The organism is Marinococcus sp. LNHM5E3-2.1 (assembly GCF_056034365.1).
The window spans coordinates 249,713-275,687 of record NZ_JBQLIB010000002.1 but is presented as its reverse complement, the minus strand read 5'-3'; the positions used below and the strand labels follow the sequence as shown (position 1 = coordinate 275,687).

Genomic DNA, 25,975 nt, shown 5'->3' with positions numbered 1-25,975 from the left:
ACGTGTCTTAATCATACGATTTAATAGCCGCCCCGGATACTTGGCTCTACGTCCTCTAAATAAAACTTCGTCAGCTTCTCCTGCTCCTCTTTCGAGAAGGAGGGAACACTGACCGCTTCGAGGCTGTCGGTTACCTGTTTTTCGTTACGGAATCCAGGTATGACACAGGTGACGTCCTCGTTATCCAAAATCCAGCGCAGAGCTGCCTGGGCCATTGTGCCCCGCTGCTCTTTAATCCACTGGAGGGAGGTGCTGAGCTCTACGCCCTTTTGAAAAGGAAGGCCGGCGAATGTTTCTCCGACATTGAAGGCGTCTCCGTCCCGGTTGAAATTGCGGTGGTCATCTTCAGCGAATGTCGTTTCTTTTGTATATTTTCCGGTTAACAGTCCGCTTGCGAGCGGTACGCGGGTCAGGATACCGACGCCCTGCTTTTTCGCCTGTGGAAAAAGCCGTTCTGCCGGCTTCTGACGGAAAATATTGTAGATCACCTGAAGTGCCTTAACATTTGGATAATGCAGGCATTCCATGCCTTCCTCCACTGTTTCCACGCTGACTCCGTAGTGGCGGATTTTTCCCTGTGCCTGCAGGTCATCAAGTACCTTAAATACCGAGCCGTCTTTTAAGACGTCGATCGGCGGACAGTGAATCTGATAAAGATCCAGGCGTTCGCGTCCGAGCCGCTTCAGTGTAGCGTCCAGGTAGGCCGTGACACTTTCACTGGAATAAGTATTTGGGTCATTAATATCGCCGCCACGCGCAAATTTGCTGGCCACGTGAATCTTGTCTTCTTTGCCTTTGGTTGCTTTTCCAATCAATTCCTCGCTGTGTCCATCCCCGTACACGTCGGCCGTGTCGAAAAAATTCACCCCGGCGTCCATGGCAGCCTCGAGGCCTTTGAGCGCTTCGGTATCGTTTGTTGCTCCCCACGCGCCGCCAATGGCCCATGTGCCAAAGCTCAATTCACTTACTTTTAGATCGGTATTTCCCAACTGACGATATTTCACACCGTCCACCTGCCTTTTAATCAAAGTATGGTAGGCTATTCCCGTTCTGCAGATATTTAAGCGTTCTCATGATTAATGGTTTTGATTTAGTGTAATGTTTCCTATAATAAAAGCAGCACATTTTAAAGGAGGCGGAGTCCTTGTATTTATTCAAAGAAAAACCGATCAGAAATACGATTGATGTCAATCAGCAGGCGCTTTCCCTTATTGAAGACGGCTTTCGGCGCCTGCAGGCAGGAGAAGTAACCATGCCTCCTGTACTCAGCATGCCCATTGCCGATAAAAATGGTGAAATGGATGCAAAAACGGCTTACGTCAAGGGCATGGACCAGTTTGCCCTAAAAATTTCGACCGGTTTTTTCGATAACCCGGACAAAGGGCTTCCAAGCCTTAGCGGCATGATGCTTTTGTTTCATTCGGATACCGGCTTCCCGGCAGCAGTGCTTCAGGACAATGGATATTTGACCGATGTGCGCACAGGAATTGCCGGCGCCGCGGCAGCCAAGTATTTGGCTAAAGACGAGGCAAGGATTGCAGGTATCGTCGGCACCGGCACACAGGCGCGCTTTCAGCTGCGGGCGCTGAAAATGGTACGGCCGTCAATTGAAAAAGTGTATGTGTACGGACGCAAAAAAGAACGGATTGAAGCGTATCAGCGTGAAATGGAGCATGAGCTTGGTGTTACGACGGAAGCTGCCGATCTTGAAACAGTAGTACGAAACTGTGACGTGCTCGTTACGACGACACCGTCGACAGAGCCGTTCATCAAAAAAGAATGGCTGCATCCGGGGCTTCATATTACAGCTATGGGCTCAGATGCCTCGGAAAAGAATGAAATCGAGCCGGACGTACTCGGAGCGGTAGATATTCTTGCCTGTGATGCGGCTTCGCAGGCATTTTCCATCGGCGAACACCGGACGGCAAAAGAAGCAGGAGTTATCGATGAAAGCAGCACCGTGGAAATCGGGGCGATTATCAGCGGAGATGCCCGTAGCCGGGAAACGATGGAGCAGGTAACCTTCTGTGACCTGACAGGCACCGGGGTGCAGGATACAGCCATTGCCGTCTACACGTACGACCAGCTCAAGGCCTCCGGAGTAGGACTCGAAATAACAGAAGACGAATAAACAGTGGGCGCCGGGTCAAGGATCCGGTGTCTTTTTTATGCTCTTTCCTGGAGAAAGGGTGGCGATTTTTGGAAAAAGTTATATAATAATTTGTAAACGGTTTCAATAAAAGGGGGAGCTCGGTGGTGGGCGAACGGAGGAAGGGTTGGATGTTTGCTGTTTTCTTTCTCGGCTGTCTGGCCAGCCTGGCGGCAACCGTTTATTTTGGTACGAAGGCTTTTTACGTGGAGCCGGTAAATTCAGAGGAAAACGAAGTGTACCAGACGAGAGCAGCGCTCATTATGGAAGAAGCAGGAAATCCCTACTGGGAACAGATTAAAGAGGGCGCGACTGAAGCCGGAGAAGAAGCGGGCATTTACGTCGAAACTTACGGGCCGTCTAAAGCGGATAAAGATGAGCAGCTTGAAACGATGAACCGAATGATTGAAAGCAATGTAGACGCCATTATCACCCAGGGTATTGATGATCCTGTTTTCAGGGAGCTGGTACAAAAAGCGCTCGAAAAGGGGGTGCCGGTCATCACTGTAGACAGCGACGTACCGGAAAGCGGGAGGCGTGCCTATATCGGGACGGATAATTATGAAGCCGGAATTTTGGCAGGTGAAGAGCTGCTTCGGAATACAGAAGGAATGCAGTATGTCGGCATCGTTTCCGGAAGTGCAGAAACGGTCAATCAGCAGGAGAGGGTGGAGGGGTTCCGGGATACTGTAGAAGCAAGCGGCCGCGTAGAAATCAAGGATATCGGGTATTCCGGTATTTCCGAGATCGGAGCCGCCCAGGCCGCTTATAGTTTATTAAAGGAGAACCCTGCCATTACGGCGCTGTATGGCACAAGTGCTTTGGATGCTGTCGGCATGGCGCAGGGAATCGAAGAGATTGAAGGGGTCGGCGACCTGTATGTGATCGGTTTTGATACACTGCCCGAAACAGTACAGCTGCTTGAAGAGGGCACAATTGATGCTACGGTCCGTCAGCACCCCGTGCAGATGGGGGAGCAGGCGGTATATGATGTGGCACGGCTGAATCAACAGCAGTACGTGCCGGCGGTACAGCATACAGACACCGTTATTTGGAGAGCTTCTGAAGCTGCCCGGGAAGGGGGAACGGAGCGGTGATACGGTCTATTCGTTCGAAAATGCTGTTTTTTTCCTTTGCGTTTATCCTGCTGTTTAACGCCGTAGCAATCGGTATTTACTGGAGCTCAGAGCGGATTACTAATGAATACAGTTCGAGCTTTGACCGCTTTGTATTACTGAATTCCATTTCCCGGCAGGCCGAAGAGTGGACAGCAGCGACGCAGCAGATAGCGACCAACCCTTCACAGGAAACATGGGCCGCTTATTATCAGGCATCAGGGGAAATGAAAGCACTGACAGAAGAGCTGGGTAATGAAGAAAATCAGCCTGGATCCGTCGAAATGCAGAGCTACATGCAGCTGCTTGATTCACTCGAGCAAAACAGCGAAACGACTGCCGGATTTGTGCTTCAGGGGGATATCGAAAAATACGGAAGCAATCTCGCAGAAACCGAACAGTCGAACGCATATATACAGGAAAGCACCCTGACCCTTATCGATCAGTCCCTGACAGAGTACCAGCAGCTGTATGCTCAGCTGCAGGAGCGCAATACCTCGTTTCGCTATTTTATTATATGCTTGTTTGCCACGTCGCTATTGATTGCTGCTTTTATCGCCTTCCGTTTCTCTTCAAGCATTACAAAGCCGGTCGGCGAATTATCCCGGGCAGCAGAGGAAGTATCGCGCGGCCACTTTCAAGGGGAACCTCTCCGTATCCGCTCCGGAGACGAACTGGAGCTTCTCGGCCGTACGTTCAACCGTATGCGGACAGACATTCATACGTATGTAGGCGAAATGGAAAAAAAGGCAGAAATGGACCAGCTCATGAAGCAGCTGGAGCTGAAGCATCTGCAGAACCAAATTAATCCGCACTTTTTATTCAATACCCTGAACACGATTTCAAAAATGGCTTATTTGGAAGATGCGGAGGAAACGTCGGAATTGATAGAGTCTGTTTCTTCCCTGCTGCGCTACAGCCTTGGAAATATCGAAAAAGAAGTAACACTTCGGGATGAGCTGGAAGTGATCCGGAGCTATTTTCATATACAGGAAACGAGGTTCCGGAACCGCTTGTCTGCACATATTGAAATTGAAACAGATGAGCTTGATGTCCCGATACCGAGATTGACGCTGCAGCCGGTAATCGAGAATGCCTTTATTCACGGAGTGGAAGGAATGGAGGAAAATGCTGAAGTACGTGTGCAGGTGCGTCTGGAGAACAGTCAGATCGTCGTCCGGGTGATGGATAACGGTAAAGGAATGAACGAGCGGCAGCGCCAGCAGCTTCTTGGTGCGGGGGAAGAGCAGGAAGCGCACGTTGGTCATTCCACCGGCCTGGGGATGCAGAACGTACGCAGGCGACTGGAATTATTCTTTCAGGCCGGGCAGCTTGTGGATGTGGAATCCGTGCCGGCACGAGGCACCACGGTAAAGCTGTGTATGCCGGTCAAAGAATGGCAGAAAGCAGGGGGGCAGGCAGGATGATACGACTTTTGATGGCAGAGGATGAATGGCTTGAACGTAAAGCGATGAAAAAGCTGATAGCGGCGCATTTACCGGAAATCACAGTAATCGGGGAGGCAGAAAATGGGCTCGACGCAGTGGAGCAGGCTATCGAAAGTAAGCCGGACATTGTGCTGATGGATATTAAAATGCCGGGATGTAACGGCCTCGAAGCCATACAGCGCATTCAGAAGGCGGCAGCCGGTATCCATTTTATTATGGTTACTGCCTATGATTCCTTCGACTATGCCCGGGAGGCGCTCGGGCTGGGCGTAAAGGAGTATTTGCTAAAGCCGGGCAAAAAAGAAGAGACTATTCAAACACTCGCACGTGTGCAGGCGGCAGTGAACCGCAGCAGGCTGGAGCAGAAGCAATACAGAAGCAGAATGCAAAAGCTCCTTTTCCAAAGCGTCTGTCACGGAGAAGCGTACGAAAACCATGCCGATCTTCTTACAGAAGCAGTGCCGGGCTGCTCATACGGTTTTGCAACAGTCATGCGGGAGGAGGAAATGCCGGAGGATATAGAAGAAAGAATAGCCCAGTGGACCAATGATTCTTTTCTTACAGACCGTCAGCCGGGCGGCTGGTTTCGGACTTTTTTCTTCCATACGGGCAAAAACAGGGGATCTGAAGAGATCGAACGCCTGCGCCGCCGCATGCATTTTGAACTCGGGGAAAAAGCAGCGATAGGGGTTTCTGAAAAGGAATACGACATGAAACAGCTTTTCCAGGCTTATGTGGAAGCACTGTCCAGTCTTGAAAAAGATCAGTACGCGCTGCCGGAACAGAGCAGCGAGTGGGTCTCCTCCATTGTGAATGCGCTGCGGACCGGGGAAGAAAAAGCCGCCGTCTATTATTGGAGCGAATGGTGGAGCACCCAGCCCCAAAAATCATCCAGGAGACATTTGTGGCTTCAGCTTGAAGAGCTGGTTAAGGAAATGGGCGGTACACTCGAGGAGAACATGCCGTCGGATACTGCGGAATGGAAGCGTCTCCTTCATATTGTGGGAGCATACCGGGGGCTCCATTTTCGGGAGCATCACCAGATTGAAAAAGTAAAAGCCTACGTTAAAAATTACTATGCCAAGCCGCTCCAGCTTGAAGATATGGCAGGATATGTGCAGTGGAGCCCTGCATATTTTTCCCACCAGTTTAAAGAAGTAACCGGAGTGTCATTTGTTGATTACGTCACGCGTGTAAGGATGCAGGAAGCAAAACGGATGCTTCAGGACCGCGAACGGCCGTTAAAGGAAATCAGTATCAGTATCGGGTACAAAGACCCTAACTATTTCAGCCGTGTCTTTAAAAAGCAGGTGGGGTGCTCTCCGAAACAATATCAGCAAGGCAAAAAGTAATAGGATAAAGTAACCTAAAAATAATGCAGATAATCAAAAGATTGTATAGAAAATACTTCCATACAATCGCAGGAACCTAACTTATAATCAAAATTGTAAGCGTTATCATAAAATCATATTTATTCCTGCGAGGGGGAGGGTTCATGTTGAAAAAGAGTGTTGGTCTGGTAGGAAGTTCATTGCTGCTGTTCGGTTTGGCAGCCTGTGGGGGAGGCGGTTCGGATTCCGGCTCCGGTTCGGAAAATGAAGGCAGCTCCGGAGGCTCGGGGGAAGGTGGAAGTGATGCCGAAGTAGAAATCTTCAGCTGGTGGACGGGCGCTGGCGAGGAAGACGGCCTGATGGCTTTAATCGATATGTTTGAAGAGGAAAATCCCGATATTTCAGTGGAAAACGCCGCTGTAGCCGGTGGTGCCGGTACAAATGCTAAAGCAGTGCTCGCCACAAGAATGCAGGGTGACGATCCGCCATCCACGTTCCAGGTGCACGGCGGAGCTGAGCTGAATGACAGCTGGGTGGCAGCAGACAAAATGGAGCCGCTCAATGATTTTTACGAAGAGGAAGAGCTGAATGACAAGTTTCCGGAAGAGCTAGTGGATATGGTCAGCTCGGATGGCGATATCTACTCCGTACCGGTCAATATTCACCGTGGAAACGTCATGTTTTACAACATGGAGGTGTTTGAAGAAAACGACATCGAACCGCCAAGTGATATCGACGAATTTTTTGAAGTCGCAGAAGAGCTTGAAGCTGCAGGAGTGACGCCGCTTGCAATGGGTGATAAAGAATCCTGGCCGGCTACACAAATTTACGAAAACCTGCTGCTTGCCAACCTCGGTCCGGAAGACTACGAAGCTCTTTGGGAAGGGGAAGTTGGCTTTGATGATGAGCGCGTAGCAACAGCCACTGAACAGTTTGGGAAAATGCTTGAATATGTAAACGAAGATCACGCTTCGAGAAACTGGCAGGACTCAGCGCAGATGGTTGCAGACGGGGAAGCTGCCATGATTAACATGGGTGACTGGGCGAAAGGCTATTTTGTAAACGACCTTGGCCTGGAAGTGAATGAAGGCTTCGGCTACACGCCGTTCCCTGGAACATCGGAAGAATTCATGGTCATCACTGATACTTTCGGTCTGCCAAAAGGGGTGGGAAATCCGGAACAGGTTAAAGAATTCCTGAGCGTCCTCGGTTCGAAGGAAGGACAGGACGCGTTCAACCCGTTAAAAGGATCGATCCCGGCACGTGTGGACGCGGATGAGTCCAAATACGACGAATATGGCCAGGATACGATGGAAGACTTCCAGGAGACATCGCTCACGCCAAGTCTTGCGCACGGTTCAGCTGCCTCTGAAGGCTTCGTGACGAAAGCGAACCAGGCCGTAAATATCTTTGTTACTCAGGGCGATGAAGAGAAATTGATGGAATCGATGCAGACAGCACTTGAGGAAGAACAGCAATAGGATGAATTAACAGAAAAAAGCCCCGTGCCGGTGAAAGCGGTGCCGGGCTTCTTTTGTTCAAAGGAGGGATGGAAGATGGCCGACGAAGTAATGGACAAAACAGCAGCAAAAGACCGGGTGAAACGTAAAAAAGCAGTCAGGGACCGCTGGTGGGCCGTGGCGTTTATCGCTCCCTCGTTTTTACTGGTCGCTGTATTTGTATACGGATTTATCGGGTGGACAGGGTACGTCTCGCTCAGCAACTGGAACAGCCTGACACCGGACTTTTCGTTTGCCGGGTTCGCAAACTATATATACCTGTTCCAGGACTTCCGTTTTCAGGCGGATTTAAGGAACACTCTGTTTTTTACACTTTTATTTATCGGGTTTGTGATTGTGAGCGGCCTCGGTCTGGCGGTGCTTATCGACCAGAAGTTAAAGGCCGAAACGCTTTTTCGCAATATTTTTCTTTTTCCAATGGCGCTTTCCTTTGTCGTGACGGGGGTCGTCTGGCAGTGGCTTTTGAACCCGTCCACCGGCTACAATACATTTTTGGCATTCTTTGGTATCGAACCGCTCTGGTATACCGACACGAATATTCTGGGCGGCTTTCAGTGGGGGAGTATTGAATTCGGTCTTCCTGTTGCTATTATCGCGCTTGTCATAGCGGCCGTCTGGCAGATGACCGGCTTTTCCCTGGCGATGTATCTGGCCGGCCTGCGGGGCATTCCGGAAGAGCTCCGGGAAGCTGCCCGGGTCGACGGGGCGTCAGAGTGGAAGGTATACATGAAGGTAGTCATTCCGCTGCTTCTGCCAATTACAGTAAGTGTTGTTATTATCATGGCGCACATTTCGCTGAAAATATTTGACCTTGTTTACGCGATGACCGGCTCGGGGGCGAATTTCGTAACCGACGTTCCGGGCGTATATATGTTTGAAACCACATTCCGTGCCAATTACTATGCAAACGGGGCAGCCATCGCCATGGTAATGCTCATTCTGGTCGCTGTATTCATCGTACCGTACTTACTCGCCAATCGAAGGAGGGAAGGCTGATGGCCATTCGATTAACGCCGGTGTTCAAATACGCACTCGCCATTTTTATGTCGCTTTTGTTTTTATCACCGATCTACGTCATCGTAGTAACCAGCCTGAAGCCGCTCGATGAAGTGAGTCTCGCTACGATGTGGGCGTTTCCGACAGCGATCGACTTTTCAAGCTACGCGGAAGCCTTCGCTGCCCTGGCTCCGAACCTGGCGAACAGCTTTTATCTGGTTATTCCGGCAACGATTTTATCCGCGCTGCTCGGGGCGATGAACGGATATGTGCTGTCCAAATGGAAGTTCAAGGGCTCGGAAATTCTTTTTACCGTGCTGCTGTTCGGGATGTTTATTCCGTATCAGAGCATCCTCATTCCGCTCATCCAATTTCTCAGGAGTATTGAATTGTACAACTCGATTCCGGGGCTGATTCTCACCCACGTCGTGTACGGTCTGCCGATTACGACCCTGATGTTTAGAAACTTTTATGCCAACATCCCCGATACAATGATTGAAGCAGCGAAAATTGACGGAGCGGGTTTTCTGCAGATATTCCGGCGCGTCATTATTCCGCTATCCATTACGGGATTTGTCGTCGTAGCCATCTGGCAGTTTACGAACATCTGGAATGAATTTTTGTTTGCGGTAACGATCACAAACGCAGACAGCCAGCCGGTTATGGTGGCGCTGCAGAATTTATCCGGCAGCCAGATCGTGCAGTGGAACGTGCAGATGGCCGGTGCCATGCTTGCCGCCCTGCCGACGCTTATAGTCTATATTGTGCTTGGAAGATACTTTGTCCGCGGTCTGCTTGCCGGCTCGGTTAAAGGGTGATCAAAGCTTCTCTGCTCCGGCAGGGGAGCTTTTTTGTCTGCAGGCTTTTCAAATGATCAATTTTCCCTTCTCAATGCGTGAAGTCGTGTTAAAATAAGACAGTGATTAACCGGAACGTTAAAAGCGAGTATATGCAGGCATAGAGAAAGGTGGCTCATCGTGGCAGACACAGCAAAGACCTCGGTAAAAGTCGCTATGACAACCAATATGCAGCAGGAAGATGAACGTGAAACCATCCAACTGAACGCAGATGGCGAAATGTACGAAAAGCAGGAATGGACATATGTCCGGTTCGAAGAAGAGCTCGAGGGCATAGGAAAGGTACAGACCACGCTGAAAATCGGAAATGCAGAGGTGATGGTACTCCGAAGCGGGGCCGTGGCCATGCGTCAGGTATACGCGTACGGCGAGCGTACCGAAGGCACCTACGACATGGGCTACGGCCGGCTTCATACAGAAGCGGTAACAGACCATCTGGCTGTGACAAAGGCCAACCTCGGCTGGGTGATGCATATTGATTTTCATTACCGGCTGGTACTGCAGGGGACGCCGGTAGGGCGTTACGAAATTTCGATCGTTATTGAGGAGGACGCATAAGCATATGAATATAATGGATCAGGTGAAAGAGCAGTTAAAAACAGAAATTGCGGCGGCAATTGAAGCGGCTGGACTTGCCCGGGGGGAGGACGTCCCGGAGATTGTGCTTGAAACCCCGAAGGAAAAAAGCCACGGCGACTTTGCCTCGAACGCGGCGATGAAGCTCGCAAGCGTGGCAAAAAAAGCACCTCGGGCGATCGCCGAAGACATCGTGAACCACTTAAACACAAACAAAGCCTCCGTCAAAGAGATTGAAATTGCGGGGCCCGGCTTTATTAACTTTTTTATGGATAACCGTTATTTGATTGATGTGATTCCGGAAGTGCTTGATCAGGGGGCAGAGTATGGCCGCTCTGATGTTGGAAAGCAGAAAAAGGTTCAGGTGGAGTTTGTATCGGCGAATCCGACCGGCAATCTGCATCTCGGTCATGCCCGCGGCGCGGCCGTTGGGGACTCGCTCTGCAACATTCTGGACTTTGCCGGCTACGACGTGACGCGTGAATATTACATTAACGATGCCGGCAATCAGATCGTAAACCTGGCAAGATCGGTCGAAAGCCGGTACTTTGAAGCCCTCGGCATGGAGATGGAAATGCCTGAAGGCGGCTATCAGGGAGCAGACGTGCGCCAGTTCGGCGAAGAGCTTGCAAGCGAACAGGGAGACCGGTTCGTCCACGTCGAGGAAGAGGAAAGGCTCGAGTTTTTCCGCGAGTACGGCCTGAAGCGTGAAATCGAAAAGCTGAAGCAGGATCTTGAGCAGTTCAGAGTCCGTTTTGATGTGTGGTATTCGGAAACCTCTCTTTATACAAACGGCAATGTTGAAGAAACGCTTCAATACCTGCACGACCAGGGAGAAACATACGAAGAAGACGGGGCGGTATGGTTCCGTTCGAGCCGTTACGGGGACGATAAAGACCGTGTACTTGTGAAAAACGACGGTACCTACACGTATCTGCTGCCGGATATTTCGTATCACCGGGACAAATTCGGCCGCGGCTTTGAAAAAGTTATCAATATCTGGGGAGCAGACCACCACGGCTATATTCCGCGTATGGAAGCAGCGGTACAGGCGCTCGGCCATGATAAAGAACAGCTCGAAACGCAGATCATTCAGATGGTGAACCTGTTTGAAAACGGCGAGCGTGTAAAAATGAGCAAACGGACCGGGAAGGCAGTAACTCTCCGGGATCTAATGGACGAAGTCGGCATTGACGCCACCCGGTATTTCTTTGCGATGCGGAGTCCGGACACTCACATGGACTTTGACCTGAGCCTGGCTAAATCAGAGTCCAATGAAAATCCGGTATACTACGTGCAGTACGCTCATGCACGGCTTTGCAGCATTTTCCGTCAGGCGGAGGAGCGCGGCATCACTTTTGATCCGAAAGCCGATTTGACGCCGATCCACAGTGAAAAAGAAATGGACGTGCTGAAAAAAATCGGGGAATTTCCGGAAGAAGTGGCGATTGCAGCGGACAAATATGCTCCGCACCGCATGACCACCTATCTTCATGAACTGGCCTCTGCGTTTCACAGCTTTTACAACGCAGACCGCGTGATGGACGCGGAGGACGAGCCGAAAACCCAGGCAAGGCTCGTACTGGCGAAGGCAGTCCAGACGACAGTTCAGAACGGTCTCGATCTTATCGGCGTGAACGCGCCGGAAACGATGTAATAACGACGAAGGCACCGCCCGAAATGGGAGGTGCCTTTTTGTTATGCTTTCGCGGGAGCTTTTTCATATGCGGATTCGATCTGTTCGTCGACTGGAAACCTGGTTCCCACGTAAGCTCGGGCCCGTTTAACAAACAGGGCGATAACAATCAGTGTTCCGACAGCTGCAATAATATAACTCAATTCCATCGGAAGTCCGAAGCCGATCGGCGCGTTCAAAATGTAGGTGAACGTTGCCATGGTCATGAACGTGGCTGGAATCGAAGCGACCCAGTGGTTTTTCCCGGCAAGCACGAGATACATGGCACCGACCCACAGGGCGATCATGGCGGTGGACTGATTGGCCCAGGAAAAGTACCGCCATAAAATGGTGAAGTCCATGTTCGTTAAAGCAAACGAAGCGACAAACAATGGAAGGGCAATCCAAAGCCGGTTCGGCATTTTCTTTTGATTTATCCGGAAGTAGTCCGCAATGATCATCCGGGCGCTTCTAAACGAAGTATCCCCGGACGTGATTGGAAGAACAATAACCCCAATGACTGCGAGTGTACCGCCGACAGCACCAAGCATCGTCATGGAAACTTCACTAACCACAGCTCCGGGACCGCCGGCAGCGATGATTTCGTTCAGGGACACGCCGTTAAAAATGCTCATGGCAGCAGCGGCCCAGATCATGGCGATGATGCCTTCGGCGATCATCATGCCATAGAAAATTTTTCTTCCGCTGCCTTCGCTCTGGGTGGTACGGGAAATAATTGGTGTCTGGGTAGCATGAAAGCCGGAGATAGCCCCGCAGGAAATAGTTAAAAACAACAGCGGGAAAATAGGCGCCTGATCCGGGTGCATGTTTTGGAACGAAAGCTCTGGAATCGGCTGTCCCTGAACGATAAGTCCACCTCCGATACCGACAGCGCTGAGCAGAAGGAGCGCCCCGAGAATCGGATAGATCTTGCCGATAATTTTATCGACCGGAAGAAGCGTTGCGAGAGTATAATAGGCGAAAATAACGGTAATAATAGCCGCAAGGCCGATTCCTGCTGGAAGAATACCACTCAGCAGCTCCGCAGGAGCAGTGACGAAAACGGTTCCAACTAATAATAAAAGAAGCACTGAAAACCCATTTACAATATGTTTCATCGACTTGCCGAGAAATTTGCCCGCAAGCTGCGGAAGGTGGGCGCCACCGTTCCGGATGGAAATCATTCCGGTTAAGTAATCGTGCACCGCTCCGGCAAATATAGCGCCGAACACGATCCATAAAAAAGCAACTGGGCCGTAAAGAGCGCCCATAATCGGACCGAAGATCGGGCCGACGCCTGCAATGTTCAGCAGCTGAATCATGGAATTCCGCTTCGTCCCCATAGGAAGGTAGTCCACGTTATCCTGTTTAGTGAAGGCAGGAGTCGCCCGTTTTTCATTTGTAGTGAATAATTTTTCAATAAAAGCGCCGTATGTAAAATAACCGATAACCAGTAATGCTACTGCGATGATAAAAGTAATCATGATGTCGTCCTCCTGGAAAATTTGAATACGCTTACAGATTAGTTATACAATTGGAAATCATAAACGTCAAGCAGAAAATGAAGCAGGTCCGCGCGGTTTTTATTGCAGATAGGAAGGGTAAATAATGGTAGATCGAGAAGAATAACAGGAAGACATGCTACCATGCAGAAGGAGGAAACGATATGGCCGTAGTTATCCGTTCGATGGAGTATAAAGACTTGGACCGAATCCGTGAAGTAGCAAGAGACTGTTGGTATGACGCCTATGAGGGCATTATTCCGCTGCCGGCACAGGAGATGTATTTAAGTCAGGCCTACAACGATGAGATGTTAATGCGCCGAATATCCAAGCATACCTCCAAAGTAGCTGAAGTGGACGGGAAAGTCGTGGGATTTTCTGATTTAGGACCGATCGACGATAAGCGAAGCTGTAAAATGTCTGCTATGTACCTGCTTCCTGAATATCAAAGCCAGGGGATTGGAAAACAGCTGTTTGACGAAACGCTGATGGAAGAGCCGAATGCTAAAAAGATCCGCGTCTATATAGAGGAAAAAAATACACGCGGGCAGAAATTTTATGAAAAACAGGGATTCGAGAAAAAGGAAAAGCTTCAGGGGGAATTCGGCGGCTATCAGATTCCGATGCTGATTATGGAGAAAGAGATGTAAAAGAAAAGCGGTGGAAGCCTGACCAGCGATGCGTACCCTGGAAGAGCTTTGGAAAAGTGGCTTTTTCACTTCGACAAAGGTCTGAAGGGATGCGACATCGTTGGCTTCCGGAGCTGGACAGAGAAAAACGCGATTGGCGAATAGAGGAAACAGTAACACCCGGGTTAAAGGAAGTTCGACTAAGACCGCTGTGTCCTGTAGCAACGTCGAACTGAAATCACGAATGGATTGGGCTGGTAACGCATGGAGCTAGACATGGCCTGCCCCCGGGTCTGCGCTTTTATAAAATAAAAAAGCTGCTCCTCTTTTGTGAGGAAGCAGCTTTGCACTTGATAGATGATTATTTTAATGGGTTACTTCATTTTTTAATAGAACGATGCGGTGGTAAGGAAATTCTTCTTCTTTTCCCACAATTGGATAATCACTGAATTCTACAATAACCGTGCGTTCAAATTCAGAAATAACTTTCATTTCATATCCTTCATAATGAACGACTTCTCCAGGTTCGAATTGGTCAAATTGTTTTTCGCCAGCCATTTACATCAACACCTTTTGACTTTATTAAATTACATTACCCTTTTTTATAATGATTAAACATCACTTGAAAGTACAGGCATAATACGTATATTCTCGTGAAACAGGAACGATTTGTCAATATAGTTGCAGCAGACTTGTAAATCAGCTAAACTAATTGAAGTTTTTGAAGGAACGAAATAAATGGAGGATGATCATGAGCCTGGAAGAAAAAGAGAGAAAGCTGCAGCAGCTCACAGCCAGGGAAGCGCTTCTTGGTGTTGCTATTGCTGTAGGCCATTTTATTTGGTGGTTTGGTTTTGCATATGGGCTTGGGGGCAGAGACCCTCAGAATTACCAATACATAATGGGTATGCCTGACTGGCTTTTTTACAGCTGCGTACTCGGACCGGTGCTTTTACTCGTTACTCTTTGGTTTGTCGTAAAGTTCGTCCTCCGCGATATTCCTCTTGATCAGGAGGAAGACCGATGAATATAGAAGTGATTGTACCATTAGTCGTTTTTTTACTTTTTACGTTTGCGATCGGTATCTGGTCGGCTAAAAAAAGGTCGGGTGCCGCTTCTTTTCTTCATGACTACTATTTAGGAAGCCGTGAGCTTGGAGGACTGGTGCTGGCCATGACAATGGTTGCGACGTACGGCAGTGCGAGCAGCTTCGTTGGAGGTCCCGGCATTGCATACGACCGCGGGCTTGGCTGGGTGCTTTTATCCATGGCGCAGGTGGTTACCGGCTATTTCACGCTGATGATCCTCGGGAAGCGATTTGCCGTCATGGCCCGCCGGTACCGGGCTGTCACACTGGTGGATTTTCTCCGCTCCCGCTACAATAACGGGCTGGTTGTCATTTTGGGAGCATTCAGCATTGTAATCTTTTTATTTTCCGCTATGGCCGCCCAGTGGGTAGGTGGAGCGAGACTGATCGAATCGGTTACCGGCATGAGCTATCAGGCGTCCCTGTTTCTGTTTGCAGCAGCGGTGCTGTTTTATGTAATCATCGGAGGCTTCCGGGCAGTGGTGGTGACAGATGCGGTACAGGGCATTATTATGGTCGTCGGTACGCTGATCATTTTTACCGCTACACTGATAGCCGGGGGCGGCATGAACAATATCATGACCTCCCTGTATCAGGAAAACCCAAACCTCGTTACACCGTTTGGCGCAGACGGGGATTTAACCGCACTCTATGTATCGTCATTCTGGATTTTAGTCGGTGTGGGAGTGGTCGGACTGCCCCAGGTGGCAGTACGGGCGATGTCATATAAAAGCTCGGCTGCTATGCACCGTGCGCTTCTTATCGGAACGGCAGTGGTTGCTTTTATGATGTTTGGAATGCATATGGCCGGTGTGATGGGCCGCGTCGTCGTCCCGGGCATTGAAGTTGCCGATACCGTTATGCCGGAGCTGACGATGAGCGTTCTTCCCGGATGGCTGGCCGGTATCGTGCTGGCAGCACCCATGGCGGCTATCATGAGCACCGTGGATTCTCTGCTTCTGATGATCAGCTCCTCAGTAGTCAAAGACGTATACATTAACTATATCAGGCCGGACGCTTCGGAAAACAGAATACGCCTGCTGAGTCTGATTGTTACAGCAGCAGTCGGCATTATCGTGGTAGCTATTTCGTGGAGCCCGCCGGAGTTTTTAATCTGGCTGAATCTGTTTGCCTTTGGAGGGCTGGAAGCCGCGTTTATCTGGCCAATCGTTTTAGGGCTGTATTGGAAAAAGGCAAATGGATGGGGAGCGCTTGCAGCGATGATTACCGGTATCGCGTCGTACATGATTATTTCGATCTGGCTCCCGGGGTGGCTCGGTATGCACGAAGTAGCCATGCCTGTTCTATTTTCGCTTGCAGCGTTTGTACTCGTGTCTCTTGTTACAAGCCGGCAGCAGAACGAATGGACGCCTCTGGAAAACAATTAGGCAGACGGCCGGTAAATTCTATCAGTAAGAATTGAATAATAATTATGGAATTTTCCTTCGAAATATGTTTATAATTTTAGGTATGAATTTTCGTAGCGATGAAGCGATTAATATAAAAGAATCAGCATAAGGGCATGTTCGTGAAAAGGAGCGATGAAGCTGTGAAAATAAACGAGTTGAGCGAAGAAAAAGTAAGGGAAATGTCTTCGATGGAGCTGGCGTATATGATCCTCGAAGAAGAGGGCGGAGCATCAGGCTATACGAGAGTTATGGACCGTCTGACGGAATTAAAAGGGTACACAGAAGAGGAAAGAAAAAGCCGGATGATCAAATTGTTTACATCCATGAATCTGGATGGACGGTTTGTGCATCTGGGCGAAAACCACTGGGGTCTTCGCGGATGGTATCCTCTCGATCAGTCAGATGAAGAGCTGAGTCATACAGTACAGGGTTCCGATGAGCTTGCTGAAGAGATTGATCCGGAGGAAGAAACGTATGACGACGACCTTGTGGATATCTCTGATGACCTGGACGCCATCTCTAAAAAAGACGATGCCGGTGAAGACACTTTTGATGATAACGATCTTGAAGGCTTTGAGCCGGGTAACTCGGGACCAGGCTTCGACGAAGATGAAGAAGATGAGGAAGAAGACAGTGGAAGCGACAATACAGAGGAAAGTGAAGAGGAGAACCGGTAATTTTATCGTGGTGAAATCTTGACTTTCGAAACTCGTATAGGTACAATCATTTTTGGGCTGTGACGTAAAGGTGAAAATGATACCTATATAAGCATGAACGACAAACAAAAGTGTGCCCCCTCCATATGGTGGCAGGGCGCCACTTTTGTTTTTTTTATGAACAAAGAAAAGCGAAGGAAGCCTGTTCAGCGGTATGGGCCCTGGAAGAACTATTTTAAAGAACATTTATATAAAGAGAGGCAGATAGGTATATGGCGAGTAAATATATTTTCGTTACTGGCGGCGTTGTATCTTCGTTAGGTAAAGGCATTACAGCAGCTTCCCTCGGAAGACTGCTTAAAAACAGAGGACTTAGTGTTACTATCCAAAAGTTTGACCCATATATCAACGTGGACCCGGGAACGATGAGCCCGTATCAGCACGGGGAAGTTTTCGTTACAGACGACGGAGCGGAAACAGACCTGGATCTCGGACACTATGAACGCTTTATCGATATCAACCTCAGCAAAAACAGCAATGTTACGACCGGAAAAGTATACTCCTCCGTTATTCGCAAAGAACGGCGCGGCGACTATCTCGGCGGCACCGTACAGGTTATTCCGCACGTCACAAATGAAATCAAGGAACGGGTGTACCGTGCAGGAAGAGAAACAGGAGCCGATGTAGTAATTACAGAAATCGGCGGTACGGTCGGCGATATTGAAAGCCTGCCGTTTCTTGAAGCCATTCGTCAGATCAAAAGCGATGTCGGACGCGACAACGTAATGTACGTACACTGTACGTTAATTCCATACTTATCTGCAGCAGGAGAAATGAAATCCAAACCGACGCAGCACAGCGTCAAAGAGCTGCGCGGCATCGGAATACAGCCGAACGTCATTGTACTCCGGACAGAAAAGCCGGTACCAGAAAACATGAAGGAAAAAATTGCTTCGTTCTGCGACGTTCCTTCAGAGTCTGTTATTGAAGCAGGGGATGCAGAAGTGTTGTACCAGATCCCGCTTGAACTGCAGCGCCAGCATATGGATCAGATCGTCTGCGATCACCTGAAGCTGACAGCGCCACCGGCAGAAATGACGGAATGGACAGCGCTCGTCGACCGGGTGAAAAACTTAAGCAAAACGGTACGTATTGCCCTGGTGGGAAAATATGTAGCGCTTCCGGATGCGTATCTTTCAGTAGCAGAGTCGCTGAAGCACGCCGGCTATCACTTTGATGCAGACATCGAAATCGACTGGGTGCAGTCGGAGGATCTGGATAAAAATAATGTAGCGGAGCGTCTGAAGAATGCCGATGGCATTCTCGTGCCTGGAGGATTCGGCGACCGGGGTATCCAGGGTAAGATTGAAGCGATCACCTATGCACGTGAACAGAAAATTCCGTTTCTCGGAATTTGTCTTGGCATGCAGCTTGCAAGCGTGGAATTTGCAAGAAACGTGGCGGGCATAGAAGATGCGGGCTCGGCAGAATTTCATCCCGACGCCAAAAACGCAGTAATCGATCTGCTTCCGGAGCAGAAGGATGTAGAAGATCTTGGCGGAACGCTCCGGCTCGGTCTTTACCCTTGTAAGCTAAAAGAAGGCTCCCGGGCAAAGGAAGCTTACGATGAGGCAGAGATCGTCTATGAACGTCACCGCCACCGCTATGAATTCAGCAATGCGTACAGAGAGCAGCTCGAAAACCACGGATTTATTTTCAGCGGCACGAGCCCGGACGGACGTCTGGCAGAAATTATTGAAGTAGCAGACCATCCTTACTTTGTTGCTTCGCAGTTTCACCCGGAATTTGTTTCCCGTCCGACCCGCCCGCAGCCTTTATTCCGCGAATTTATCCGTTACTCCGCAGGGGAATAAATAAAAGTAAGCCTGGATGGTGTCTACGCCATCCAGGCTTCTTTTGTGCAGAATACTTCTGCTTTATTCGAGTTCATCCGATAATTCTTTAATATATAAATATAAAAGCTGACCGGCGAAGAAAGCCGATAAAGCAAATGGGTCCCCGTAGCGCTCTCCCTTTTCATCCGGAATGACCGGTTCGGCCGAGGGGGCTGTAATATGGCAGTTTAACGGCCCAAGCAGTTCATTTATCCGGGCGTCGTCCTGCGTGTAAATAATTAAAGGTGTTTCGCTGTTTTGGCATGTCTGGATAAACGAAAGCATCTCCTCGTGTTCGTCGGGGTGAATGATTAAAAGCAAACGGTCGACCTCGGACAGGGCTTCGGTCTCGGGAGAAGGTATAATGGCCGTTGTTCCTTCCGGGGCGTCCGGTTGAGCAGCAAGCGCCAGGGCAATGGAATGAGCGGACGGAGATCCCGCGACCCATAGCCTGCCCAGCCCCCTGACAGCCTGGACAGCCAGACGCGCTGCGTCTTCAAACTCTTCCTCCTGGTCCATGATGCTTTGAAATTTACCCTGAAGCTGGGTGGAAAAAATTTTCATGAAAATCCTCTTTTCTGCTGTGAAATTATTGGATGGCTGAAACACACGTGGTCATAAATCTCATAGTAATATATACTGCAGGGAGAAGAAAGTAGAGAAGGAGGAATTCATGCAATGGAACGGGTGTTAATTGTAGATGATCAAATGGGAATCCGGCTTCTCTTAAAAGAGGTACTCGAAGAAGAGGGGTACACCGTCAAAGAAGCACATAACGGCGAGCTTGCTTTACATATGGTGGAAGAATGGACGCCGGAAATTTTTATCATCGATATGAAACTCCCGGGGATCGACGGGCTTACCCTGCTTAAAGAGCTTCAAAGCGCCTCCCGCCTCGAAGACGCCTATGTGATTATAATGACTGCCTTTGGTGAAAAGGAACAGGTGGAAGCGGCCAGACAGAACGGAGCGGATTACTATATCGCCAAGCCGTTTGACATTGAAAACTTAAAGAGCGTCATCGGCAAACTTTCGCAAGAAGGGTGACAACTGGCCTCGATATGCTATAATGAAAAAAGAATTTGAGTAAGATCTACATAGCATAGTCGGTCTGTTTTCAAGCGGAAGTATCTGACAGTGAAGACGCCCTGATCATATTATTATTACGCTTTAATACACACTACCCGATGCAGCCTGAATAAAAGCTGCAGATGCTTTCGTGCGCTTAAATATATTTACTATGTATGGAAGCTGCTCAAACATTTTGCTTGAAACGAAGAGGGAGGATATTTTTTATGCCATTGGTATCAATGACGGAAATGCTGAAAACAGCACAAAAAAATCAGTATGCCGTAGGACAATTCAACTTGAACAACATGGAATTCACCCAGGCCATTCTTCAGGCGGCTGAAGAAGAAAAATCTCCAGTAATCTGCGGTGTTTCTGAAGGCGCAGCCCGTTACATGGGTGGCTTCGAAACAGTCGTTACTCTGGTAAAAGCGTTGATGAAAGAATACAACGTAACGGTACCTGTAGCCATTCATCTCGACCACGGTTCGAGCTTTGAAAACTGCATGAAGGCAATGAAAGCAGGGTTTACTTCTGTAATGATCGACGGATCCCACCATCCGCTTGAATACAACATTGAAATGACTAAGCGCGTTGTAGACGCTGCACACGCGATCGGCGTATCTGTAGAAGCCGAGCTCGGCCGTGTAGGCGGACAGGAAGACGACCTGGTCGTTTCTGAAGCGGAAGAAGCTTACGCTATTCCTGCAGAATGTAAAGAGCTTGTAGAGCAGACTGGTGTTGACTGCTTTGCAGCAGCGCTTGGTTCTGTGCACGGTCCATACAAAGGCGAGCCGAACCTCAGCTTTACCCGTATGGAAGAAATCCAGCAGCTCGTGGACGTTCCGTTCGTTCTGCACGGCGGTACAGGCATTCCAACAGAAGACGTGAAAAAAGCGATCCGTTACGGTCACGCAAAAGTGAACGTAAACACGGAAAGCCAGATGTCTTCTGCGGCGAAAGTACGAGAAGTGCTGGCAGAGCAGCCGAACCAGTATGATCCTCGTAAATACCTCGGCCCGGCACGCGATGCCGTCAAAGAAACAGTGAAGTTCAAAATGCAGGAATTTGGTTCTTCCAACCAGGCGTAATTAATGAGTATGAAGCGAAGAAAAGGGGGCCCGTTACCGGGCCGCCTCTTTCTCCGCCTTACTTTCTTCTTCTCATAGTAAAATGATTTGCAAGCGTTTGCTTGAACTGGATAAAGAGTACTAAATAATAGGAGGGAACATGCATGAAGTTTTTTGTAGATACAGCGAATGTTGATGAAATCAGAGAGGCGAATGACCTCGGGATTCTCGCCGGCGTCACCACGAACCCAAGTCTCGTCGCCAAAGAAGGCGTCGACTTTCATGAACGGTTAAAAGAGATTACGGCTATCGTCGACGGTTCTGTCAGTGCCGAAGTCATTTCGACTGAAGCAGAAGGCATGATCACGGAAGGCCGGGAGCTCGCAAAAATCGCTCCGAATATTACGGTTAAAGTTCCAATGACACTCGAAGGCATGAAAGCCGTAAAGGTCTTTACAGAAGAAAACATTCAGACAAATGTTACGCTCGTCTTTTCTTCCGTACAGGCGTTAATTGCGGCAAGGGCAGGAGCAACATACGTCTCCCCATTCCTTGGACGTCTGGACGATATCGGCCACAACGGCCTGGACCTGATCAGTGAAATTTCCGAGATCTTTAACGTTCACGGCATTGAAACGAAAATCATTGCTGCATCCGTGCGCCACTCTACTCACGTGGCAGAAGCAGCGGCCCGCGGTGCCCATATTGCGACCATTCCATTTAAGGTCGTTCCCGGCCTTCTGAAGCATCCGCTTACAGATCAGGGAATCGAAAAATTTCTGAGCGACTGGGAAAACCGCAAGCAGTAAAATAAAACAGCACAGGCTTCTGCAGGGTTTCTGCAGAAGCTTTTTTTGTATGAAAATTCAGCTAAATTCTCTTGCTAATAAGTGGAAAAACATCTATGCTGAAAAAAGAAAACACTTTTAACGATTAGTAGGACACAAATAGTATAAAAAGAAGAGTTCCTGCCCGGATCCGGACCCGGGCTTCAGCTTTTACATGCCGTCCATACAGACTGGTTGAGGATGCTGGATAATGACTATAGAGGATGATTGCATGCAGAAAATGATTATTGAAGGCGGCAGGCCGCTTGAAGGACAGGTATCGGTCAGCGGAGCGAAAAACAGTGCAGTGGCGCTTGTTCCGGCAGCGTTGATGGCAAATGGCCATGTGACTCTTGAGAACCTTCCCGACATTCACGACATCGACACGCTGGCTGAAATTTTGCAGGACGCTGGAGCGAATGTAAAAACAGAAAATCACCGAATGAAAATCAATGCAAAGAATGTTCGTCCGATACCGATGCCAAACGGCAAAGTAAAGAAGCTGCGTGCTTCCTACTATCTGATGGGGGCGATGCTCGGCCGGTTTAAAAAAGCGGTCATCGGCATGCCGGGCGGCTGCTATCTTGGCCCGCGGCCGATTGATCAGCATATCAAAGGCTTCGAAGCTCTCGGTGCCACGGTCGAAAATGAACACGGCTCGCTCCATATTCACGCTAAAGAGCTGACAGGCGCCCGCATTTATCTGGATGTGGTGAGCGTCGGGGCGACGATTAACATTATGATGGCGGCAGTCATGGCCAAAGGCCGGACAGTTATCGAAAACGCCGCGAAGGAACCGGAAATTATCGACGTAGCCACGCTTTTGACAAATATGGGAGCAAATATTAAAGGCGCGGGAACAAACGTTATCCGGATTGACGGTGTAGAAGAGCTGAACGGATGCACTCATTCGATTATCCCTGACCGGATCGAGGCGGGCACCTATATGATTGCCAGTGCGGCTATGGGCAGTGAAGTAGTAATAGACAACGTCATTCCGGATCACCTCGAAGCGTTAACGGCCAAGCTCCGGGAAACAGGAACAGGCGTTGAATGGTATGACAATTCGGTCCGGATCACCGGGGCGGACCGGCTGCAGGCCGTGCAGTTAAAAACCCTTGTTTATCCCGGATTCCCTACTGATCTGCAGCAGCCGTTCACAGCGCTTATGACAAGAGCAGAAGGAAAAACAATTGTTCACGACACCATCTATCCGTCCCGGTTTAAGCATGTGGATGAACTATCGCGCATGGGAGCGGACGTGACTACCGGTGAAGGCACTGCGATTGTGCGGGGGCCGGCGCAGCTCCAGGGAGCACAGGTGGCAGCAAGCGACCTGAGAGCCGGGGCTGCCCTGATTGTAGCCGGGCTGATGGCTGAAGGCCGTACCGTTATTACCGGGTTTGAGCATGTGGCCCGGGGCTATGAAAAAATTGAGCACAAATTGCGTTATTTGGGCGCTGACATTCGTTTAGAGACTATCAGCGAACAGGAAATGCAGGAAATTCAAAATTCTTAAGCTTGGGGGAGTATAACAATGGAAAGAAGTCTATCGATGGAGTTAGTACGAGTGACCGAAGCAGCGGCGTTATCGTCTGCACGCTGGATGGGCCGTGGAAAAAAGGATGAGGCCGACGATGCGGCTACAAGCGCAATGCGCGATGTGTTTGACACGATCCCGATGAAAGGGACCGTGGTCATTGGCGAAGGGGAAATGGATGAAGCCCCGATGCTCTACATTGGGGAAAAGCTCGGGACTGGTTTCGGCCCGAGAGTCGATGTGGCGGTAGATCCGCTTGAAGGTACAGAAATCGTCGCCAGCGGCTCCTGGAACGCTCTCGCGGTGCTTGCCATTGCTGACCATGGAAGGCTTCTCCATGCTCCGGATATGTATATGGATAAAATTGCGGTAGGACCTGAAGCGATCGGAACAATTGATATCGATGCGCCGGTCGCAGACAACCTGCACGCCGTAGCAAAGGCGAAAGGCAAGGATATCGAAGACGTTGTTGTCACTATTTTAGACAGAGAGCGCCATGCTAAACTGATTCAGGACGTCCGCGACACCGGTGCCCGCATCAAGCTGATTCCTGCCGGGGATGTGGCCGGTGCGATTAATACCGCCTTTGATGAAACAGGCGTGGATATACTGCTCGGCTCTGGAGGAGCTCCGGAGGGCGTTATCGCCGCTGTCGGACTTAAATGTCTGGGCGGGGAAATGCAGGGCAAGCTCCTTCCGCAGAACGACGAGGAACTGGCCCGGTGCACAGAAATGGGTATTGATGACGTCAACCGTCCGCTTCTTATGTCGGATCTGGTCGGCGGGGAGGACTGCATCTTTGCCGCTACCGGTGTGACAGAGGGTGAGCTGCTGAAGGGCGTGAATTTTAAAAGCTCCAAAGCCACGACCCAGTCTCTTGTCATGAGGGCGAAATCAGGCACGGTCCGCTTTGTTGACGGGAAGCACAACGTGCAGAAAAAGCCGGATTTTGTTATCAGAGACGAATAGAACGGGCAGAGGGCAGGGATACCTGTCCTTTTCTCATTTTATACCGGAAGCGTTCCGTGCTGATAATTTCACTTGCAGACAAAGGCGTTCAAAGTTAAAATAATGAAGTACTATCCGTATTCGTAAAACGTTTACTGCCATTCAACAGTTCTCCTCTCCTTTATGCAGAGCATCCGTTCCTTTTCTTATCTTCCAATTATCCCAACACTTTTTGCCGGAAAGCCATAACGGAAATAAAAAAGGCAGCTTACATTCACAAGGTGTAAGTGTTTCTTCACGTTGACGGAACTAATATACATGATTATTTTTTTACATTCATAATAGAAAAAGAAAGTGGTGACCGCATTGGCAGTCAACATCGCAGAGCTCGAAACAATGACGCTGAAAGAATTGTACCGGCTCGCCAAAGAATACAAGGTATCGTATTACAGCAAATTAAACAAACGGGAACTTGTCTTTGCGATCTTAAAAGGACAGGCGGAAAAAGATGGCCTGATGTTTATGGAGGGCGTGCTTGAAATTATTCAGACAGAAGGCTACGGTTTTCTGCGCCCGATTAACTATCTGCCGAGCACGGAGGACATTTATATCTCTGCCTCGCAGATCCGCCGTTTTGACCTGAGAAATGGGGATAAGGTTTCCGGAAAGGTACGTCCGCCAAAGGATTCGGAGCGGTACCACGGCCTGCTGCAGGTGGAAGCGGTCAACGGGGAGGACCCGGACTCTTCGAAGGAGCGCCCGCATTTTCCGGCTCTGACACCGCTGTATCCAGACGAGCGCATGCAGATGGAAACTCATCCCAATCGCGCCTCTTCACGGATTATCGACCTGATTACCCCGGTAGGCTTCGGCCAGCGCGGACTCATTGTGGCTCCGCCAAAAGCCGGAAAGACGTCGCTGTTGAAGGAAGTCGCCAACAGCATTACTGAAAACCATCCGGAAACCGAGCTGATTGTGCTGCTTGTGGACGAACGTCCGGAAGAGGTTACAGACATCGAGCGTTCTGTCGACGGAGACGTAGCCAGCTCTACATTCGATGAGGTGCCTGAAAACCACATTAAAGTTTCTGAGCTTGTTCTTGAACGGGCGATGCGGCTTGTGGAGCACAAAAAGGATGTCGTCATTCTGCTCGACAGCATCACCCGTCTTGCACGGGCATACAACCTGGTGCTGCCGCCAAGCGGCCGGACGCTTTCCGGTGGTATTGACCCGGCAGCTCTTCACCGCCCGAAGCGCTTCTTCGGGGCGGCCCGTAATATTGAAGAAGGCGGAAGCCTGACCATCCTGGCAACGGCCCTTGTAGAAACCGGGTCGCGGATGGACGATGTGATTTATGAGGAATTTAAAGGGACAGGAAACATGGAGCTCCACCTCGACCGCCGTCTGGCCGAGCGCCGTATTTTCCCATCGATCGATATCCGCCGCTCGAGTACCCGGAAAGAAGAACTGCTCGTTTCTAAAGAGCATCTGGATAATTTATGGGCGATCCGCAAGACGATGAACGATTCCCCGGATTTCGTGGATCACTTTATCCGGCGGATTAAGCAGACCAAAACGAACGAAGAATTTTTTGAGGAGCTTCAAAAAGATAAGCAGGGAAAAGTAACGACCGGAAAGAAATAAACGAAATGAACGATTGATAAATTTCGGGGAAGT

General features: G+C 49.6%; 24 protein-coding genes. 20 read left to right on the top strand and 4 right to left on the bottom strand.

Annotated features, from left to right (window positions below):
* Positions 1 to 20 precede the first annotated feature (20 nt).
* Positions 21 to 1,004, bottom strand: coding sequence for an aldo/keto reductase (locus tag ACTRXH_RS05560; protein WP_474281089.1), 984 nt, complete (start codon positions 1,002 to 1,004; stop codon positions 21 to 23).
* Between the two features lie 140 nt (positions 1,005 to 1,144).
* Here ACTRXH_RS05560 and ACTRXH_RS05555 point away from each other — a divergent pair, with 140 nt between their 5' ends.
* The 9 genes from ACTRXH_RS05555 (at position 1,145) to argS (ending at position 11,649) form a co-directional block, all read left to right on the top strand.
* Positions 1,145 to 2,131, top strand: coding sequence for a cyclodeaminase (locus ACTRXH_RS05555; protein WP_474281087.1), 987 nt, complete (start codon positions 1,145 to 1,147; stop codon positions 2,129 to 2,131).
* A 122-nt stretch (positions 2,132 to 2,253) separates the two neighbouring features.
* Positions 2,254 to 3,246 (top strand): substrate-binding domain-containing protein, encoded by a 993-nt coding sequence (locus ACTRXH_RS05550; protein ID WP_474281085.1) that lies wholly within the window; start codon positions 2,254 to 2,256, stop codon positions 3,244 to 3,246.
* Positions 3,243 to 4,691: a sensor histidine kinase gene (locus ACTRXH_RS05545; protein ID WP_474277965.1), complete on the top strand. Its 1,449-nt coding sequence runs from the start codon at positions 3,243 to 3,245 to the stop codon at positions 4,689 to 4,691. The genes ACTRXH_RS05550 and ACTRXH_RS05545 overlap by 4 nt, the downstream gene beginning before the upstream one ends.
* Complete coding sequence (locus ACTRXH_RS05540) at positions 4,688 to 6,064, top strand: response regulator transcription factor (protein WP_474281083.1); 1,377 nt, start codon at positions 4,688 to 4,690, stop codon at positions 6,062 to 6,064. Before ACTRXH_RS05545 ends, ACTRXH_RS05540 begins: the two co-directional genes overlap by 4 nt.
* Positions 6,065 to 6,207: 143 nt before the next feature.
* Positions 6,208 to 7,524 (top strand): ABC transporter substrate-binding protein, encoded by a 1,317-nt coding sequence (locus ACTRXH_RS05535; protein WP_474281081.1) that lies wholly within the window; start codon positions 6,208 to 6,210, stop codon positions 7,522 to 7,524.
* A 90-nt stretch (positions 7,525 to 7,614) separates the two neighbouring features.
* Positions 7,615 to 8,559, top strand: a complete 945-nt coding sequence (locus ACTRXH_RS05530; protein ID WP_474262428.1) for a carbohydrate ABC transporter permease — start codon at positions 7,615 to 7,617, stop codon at positions 8,557 to 8,559.
* A complete protein-coding gene (locus ACTRXH_RS05525) occupies positions 8,559 to 9,377 on the top strand; it encodes a carbohydrate ABC transporter permease (protein WP_474262374.1) in 819 nt (272 codons plus the stop codon). Before ACTRXH_RS05530 ends, ACTRXH_RS05525 begins: the two co-directional genes overlap by 1 nt.
* Before the next feature lie 159 nt (positions 9,378 to 9,536).
* Positions 9,537 to 9,974: a YwiB family protein gene (locus ACTRXH_RS05520; RefSeq protein WP_474281079.1), complete on the top strand. Its 438-nt coding sequence runs from the start codon at positions 9,537 to 9,539 to the stop codon at positions 9,972 to 9,974.
* A gap of 4 nt (positions 9,975 to 9,978) precedes the next feature.
* The gene (gene argS, locus ACTRXH_RS05515; protein WP_474277974.1) at positions 9,979 to 11,649 is read left to right on the top strand and encodes an arginine--tRNA ligase; all 1,671 of its coding nucleotides are present in this window, start codon (positions 9,979 to 9,981) and stop codon (positions 11,647 to 11,649) included.
* A 41-nt stretch (positions 11,650 to 11,690) separates the two neighbouring features.
* On the opposite strand, the gene ACTRXH_RS05510 is transcribed toward argS, so the two are convergent.
* The gene (locus ACTRXH_RS05510; protein WP_474277976.1) at positions 11,691 to 13,151 is read right to left on the bottom strand and encodes a carbon starvation CstA family protein; all 1,461 of its coding nucleotides are present in this window, start codon (positions 13,149 to 13,151) and stop codon (positions 11,691 to 11,693) included.
* 182 nt (positions 13,152 to 13,333) lie between these two features.
* Here ACTRXH_RS05510 and ACTRXH_RS05505 point away from each other — a divergent pair, with 182 nt between their 5' ends.
* Positions 13,334 to 13,819 (top strand): N-acetyltransferase family protein, encoded by a 486-nt coding sequence (locus tag ACTRXH_RS05505; protein WP_474277978.1) that lies wholly within the window; start codon positions 13,334 to 13,336, stop codon positions 13,817 to 13,819.
* Between the two features lie 345 nt (positions 13,820 to 14,164).
* On the opposite strand, the gene ACTRXH_RS05500 is transcribed toward ACTRXH_RS05505, so the two are convergent.
* On the bottom strand, positions 14,165 to 14,356 hold the full coding sequence (locus ACTRXH_RS05500; RefSeq protein WP_022794603.1) for a hypothetical protein: 192 nt from the start codon (positions 14,354 to 14,356) through the stop codon (positions 14,165 to 14,167).
* 193 nt (positions 14,357 to 14,549) lie between these two features.
* Between ACTRXH_RS05500 and ACTRXH_RS05495 the strand changes: the two genes are divergently transcribed.
* The 4 genes from ACTRXH_RS05495 to ACTRXH_RS05480 all read left to right on the top strand — a co-directional run bounded on the left by ACTRXH_RS05495 (position 14,550) and on the right by ACTRXH_RS05480 (position 18,824).
* Entirely contained in the window at positions 14,550 to 14,825 is a 276-nt protein-coding gene (locus ACTRXH_RS05495; protein WP_474281077.1) for a YhdT family protein, read from the top strand.
* Entirely contained in the window at positions 14,822 to 16,273 is a 1,452-nt protein-coding gene (gene panF, locus ACTRXH_RS05490) for a sodium/pantothenate symporter (RefSeq protein WP_474281075.1), read from the top strand. The genes ACTRXH_RS05495 and panF overlap by 4 nt, the downstream gene beginning before the upstream one ends.
* 161 nt (positions 16,274 to 16,434) lie before the next feature.
* The gene (gene rpoE / locus ACTRXH_RS05485; RefSeq protein WP_474281073.1) at positions 16,435 to 16,971 is read left to right on the top strand and encodes a DNA-directed RNA polymerase subunit delta; all 537 of its coding nucleotides are present in this window, start codon (positions 16,435 to 16,437) and stop codon (positions 16,969 to 16,971) included.
* 251 nt (positions 16,972 to 17,222) lie between these two features.
* Complete coding sequence (locus ACTRXH_RS05480; RefSeq protein ID WP_474262365.1) at positions 17,223 to 18,824, top strand: CTP synthase; 1,602 nt, start codon at positions 17,223 to 17,225, stop codon at positions 18,822 to 18,824.
* A 63-nt stretch (positions 18,825 to 18,887) separates the two neighbouring features.
* On the opposite strand, the gene ACTRXH_RS05475 is transcribed toward ACTRXH_RS05480, so the two are convergent.
* The gene (locus ACTRXH_RS05475) at positions 18,888 to 19,409 is read right to left on the bottom strand and encodes a DUF2529 family protein (RefSeq protein WP_474262364.1); all 522 of its coding nucleotides are present in this window, start codon (positions 19,407 to 19,409) and stop codon (positions 18,888 to 18,890) included.
* 114 nt (positions 19,410 to 19,523) lie between these two features.
* On the opposite strand from ACTRXH_RS05475, the gene ACTRXH_RS05470 reads away from it, so the two are divergent.
* The 6 genes from ACTRXH_RS05470 (at position 19,524) to rho (ending at position 25,942) form a co-directional block, all read left to right on the top strand.
* Positions 19,524 to 19,892 carry a response regulator gene (locus ACTRXH_RS05470; protein WP_474262363.1) on the top strand — a complete coding sequence of 123 codons (369 nt, stop codon included), beginning with the start codon at positions 19,524 to 19,526 and terminating at the stop codon, positions 19,890 to 19,892.
* 248 nt (positions 19,893 to 20,140) lie between these two features.
* Positions 20,141 to 21,004: a class II fructose-1,6-bisphosphate aldolase gene (gene fba / locus ACTRXH_RS05465; RefSeq protein WP_319632668.1), complete on the top strand. Its 864-nt coding sequence runs from the start codon at positions 20,141 to 20,143 to the stop codon at positions 21,002 to 21,004.
* A gap of 143 nt (positions 21,005 to 21,147) precedes the next feature.
* Positions 21,148 to 21,792, top strand: coding sequence for a fructose-6-phosphate aldolase (gene fsa / locus ACTRXH_RS05460; RefSeq protein WP_091613202.1), 645 nt, complete (start codon positions 21,148 to 21,150; stop codon positions 21,790 to 21,792).
* Positions 21,793 to 22,042: 250 nt separating this feature from the next.
* Positions 22,043 to 23,329, top strand: coding sequence for a UDP-N-acetylglucosamine 1-carboxyvinyltransferase (locus tag ACTRXH_RS05455; protein ID WP_474262427.1), 1,287 nt, complete (start codon positions 22,043 to 22,045; stop codon positions 23,327 to 23,329).
* A gap of 18 nt (positions 23,330 to 23,347) precedes the next feature.
* Positions 23,348 to 24,319, top strand: coding sequence for a class II fructose-bisphosphatase (gene glpX / locus ACTRXH_RS05450; RefSeq protein WP_474281071.1), 972 nt, complete (start codon positions 23,348 to 23,350; stop codon positions 24,317 to 24,319).
* 345 nt (positions 24,320 to 24,664) lie between these two features.
* Positions 24,665 to 25,942 (top strand): transcription termination factor Rho, encoded by a 1,278-nt coding sequence (gene rho / locus ACTRXH_RS05445; protein WP_322525560.1) that lies wholly within the window; start codon positions 24,665 to 24,667, stop codon positions 25,940 to 25,942.
* Positions 25,943 to 25,975: the final 33 nt, after the last annotated feature.

Bases quoted from the DNA above. Each gene is read 5' to 3' on its own strand.
- ACTRXH_RS05510 (WP_474277976.1), bottom strand. From the start codon at position 13,151: ATGATTACTTTTATCATCGCAGTAGCATTACTGGTTATCGGTTATTTT.
- glpX (WP_474281071.1), top strand. From the start codon at position 23,348: ATGGAAAGAAGTCTATCGATGGAGTTAGTACGAGTGACCGAAGCAGCG.
- ACTRXH_RS05530 (WP_474262428.1), top strand. From the start codon at position 7,615: ATGGACAAAACAGCAGCAAAAGACCGGGTGAAACGTAAAAAAGCAGTC.
- ACTRXH_RS05505 (WP_474277978.1), top strand. From the start codon at position 13,334: ATGGCCGTAGTTATCCGTTCGATGGAGTATAAAGACTTGGACCGAATC.
- argS (WP_474277974.1), top strand. From the start codon at position 9,979: ATGAATATAATGGATCAGGTGAAAGAGCAGTTAAAAACAGAAATTGCG.
- ACTRXH_RS05535 (WP_474281081.1), top strand. From the start codon at position 6,208: ATGTTGAAAAAGAGTGTTGGTCTGGTAGGAAGTTCATTGCTGCTGTTC.
- ACTRXH_RS05475 (WP_474262364.1), bottom strand. From the start codon at position 19,409: ATGAAAATTTTTTCCACCCAGCTTCAGGGTAAATTTCAAAGCATCATG.
- ACTRXH_RS05525 (WP_474262374.1), top strand. From the start codon at position 8,559: ATGGCCATTCGATTAACGCCGGTGTTCAAATACGCACTCGCCATTTTT.
- ACTRXH_RS05495 (WP_474281077.1), top strand. From the start codon at position 14,550: ATGAGCCTGGAAGAAAAAGAGAGAAAGCTGCAGCAGCTCACAGCCAGG.
- ACTRXH_RS05470 (WP_474262363.1), top strand. From the start codon at position 19,524: ATGGAACGGGTGTTAATTGTAGATGATCAAATGGGAATCCGGCTTCTC.
- ACTRXH_RS05480 (WP_474262365.1), top strand. From the start codon at position 17,223: ATGGCGAGTAAATATATTTTCGTTACTGGCGGCGTTGTATCTTCGTTA.
- ACTRXH_RS05455 (WP_474262427.1), top strand. From the start codon at position 22,043: ATGCAGAAAATGATTATTGAAGGCGGCAGGCCGCTTGAAGGACAGGTA.
- panF (WP_474281075.1), top strand. From the start codon at position 14,822: ATGAATATAGAAGTGATTGTACCATTAGTCGTTTTTTTACTTTTTACG.
- ACTRXH_RS05540 (WP_474281083.1), top strand. From the start codon at position 4,688: ATGATACGACTTTTGATGGCAGAGGATGAATGGCTTGAACGTAAAGCG.
- ACTRXH_RS05500 (WP_022794603.1), bottom strand. From the start codon at position 14,356: ATGGCTGGCGAAAAACAATTTGACCAATTCGAACCTGGAGAAGTCGTT.
- fba (WP_319632668.1), top strand. From the start codon at position 20,141: ATGCCATTGGTATCAATGACGGAAATGCTGAAAACAGCACAAAAAAAT.
- fsa (WP_091613202.1), top strand. From the start codon at position 21,148: ATGAAGTTTTTTGTAGATACAGCGAATGTTGATGAAATCAGAGAGGCG.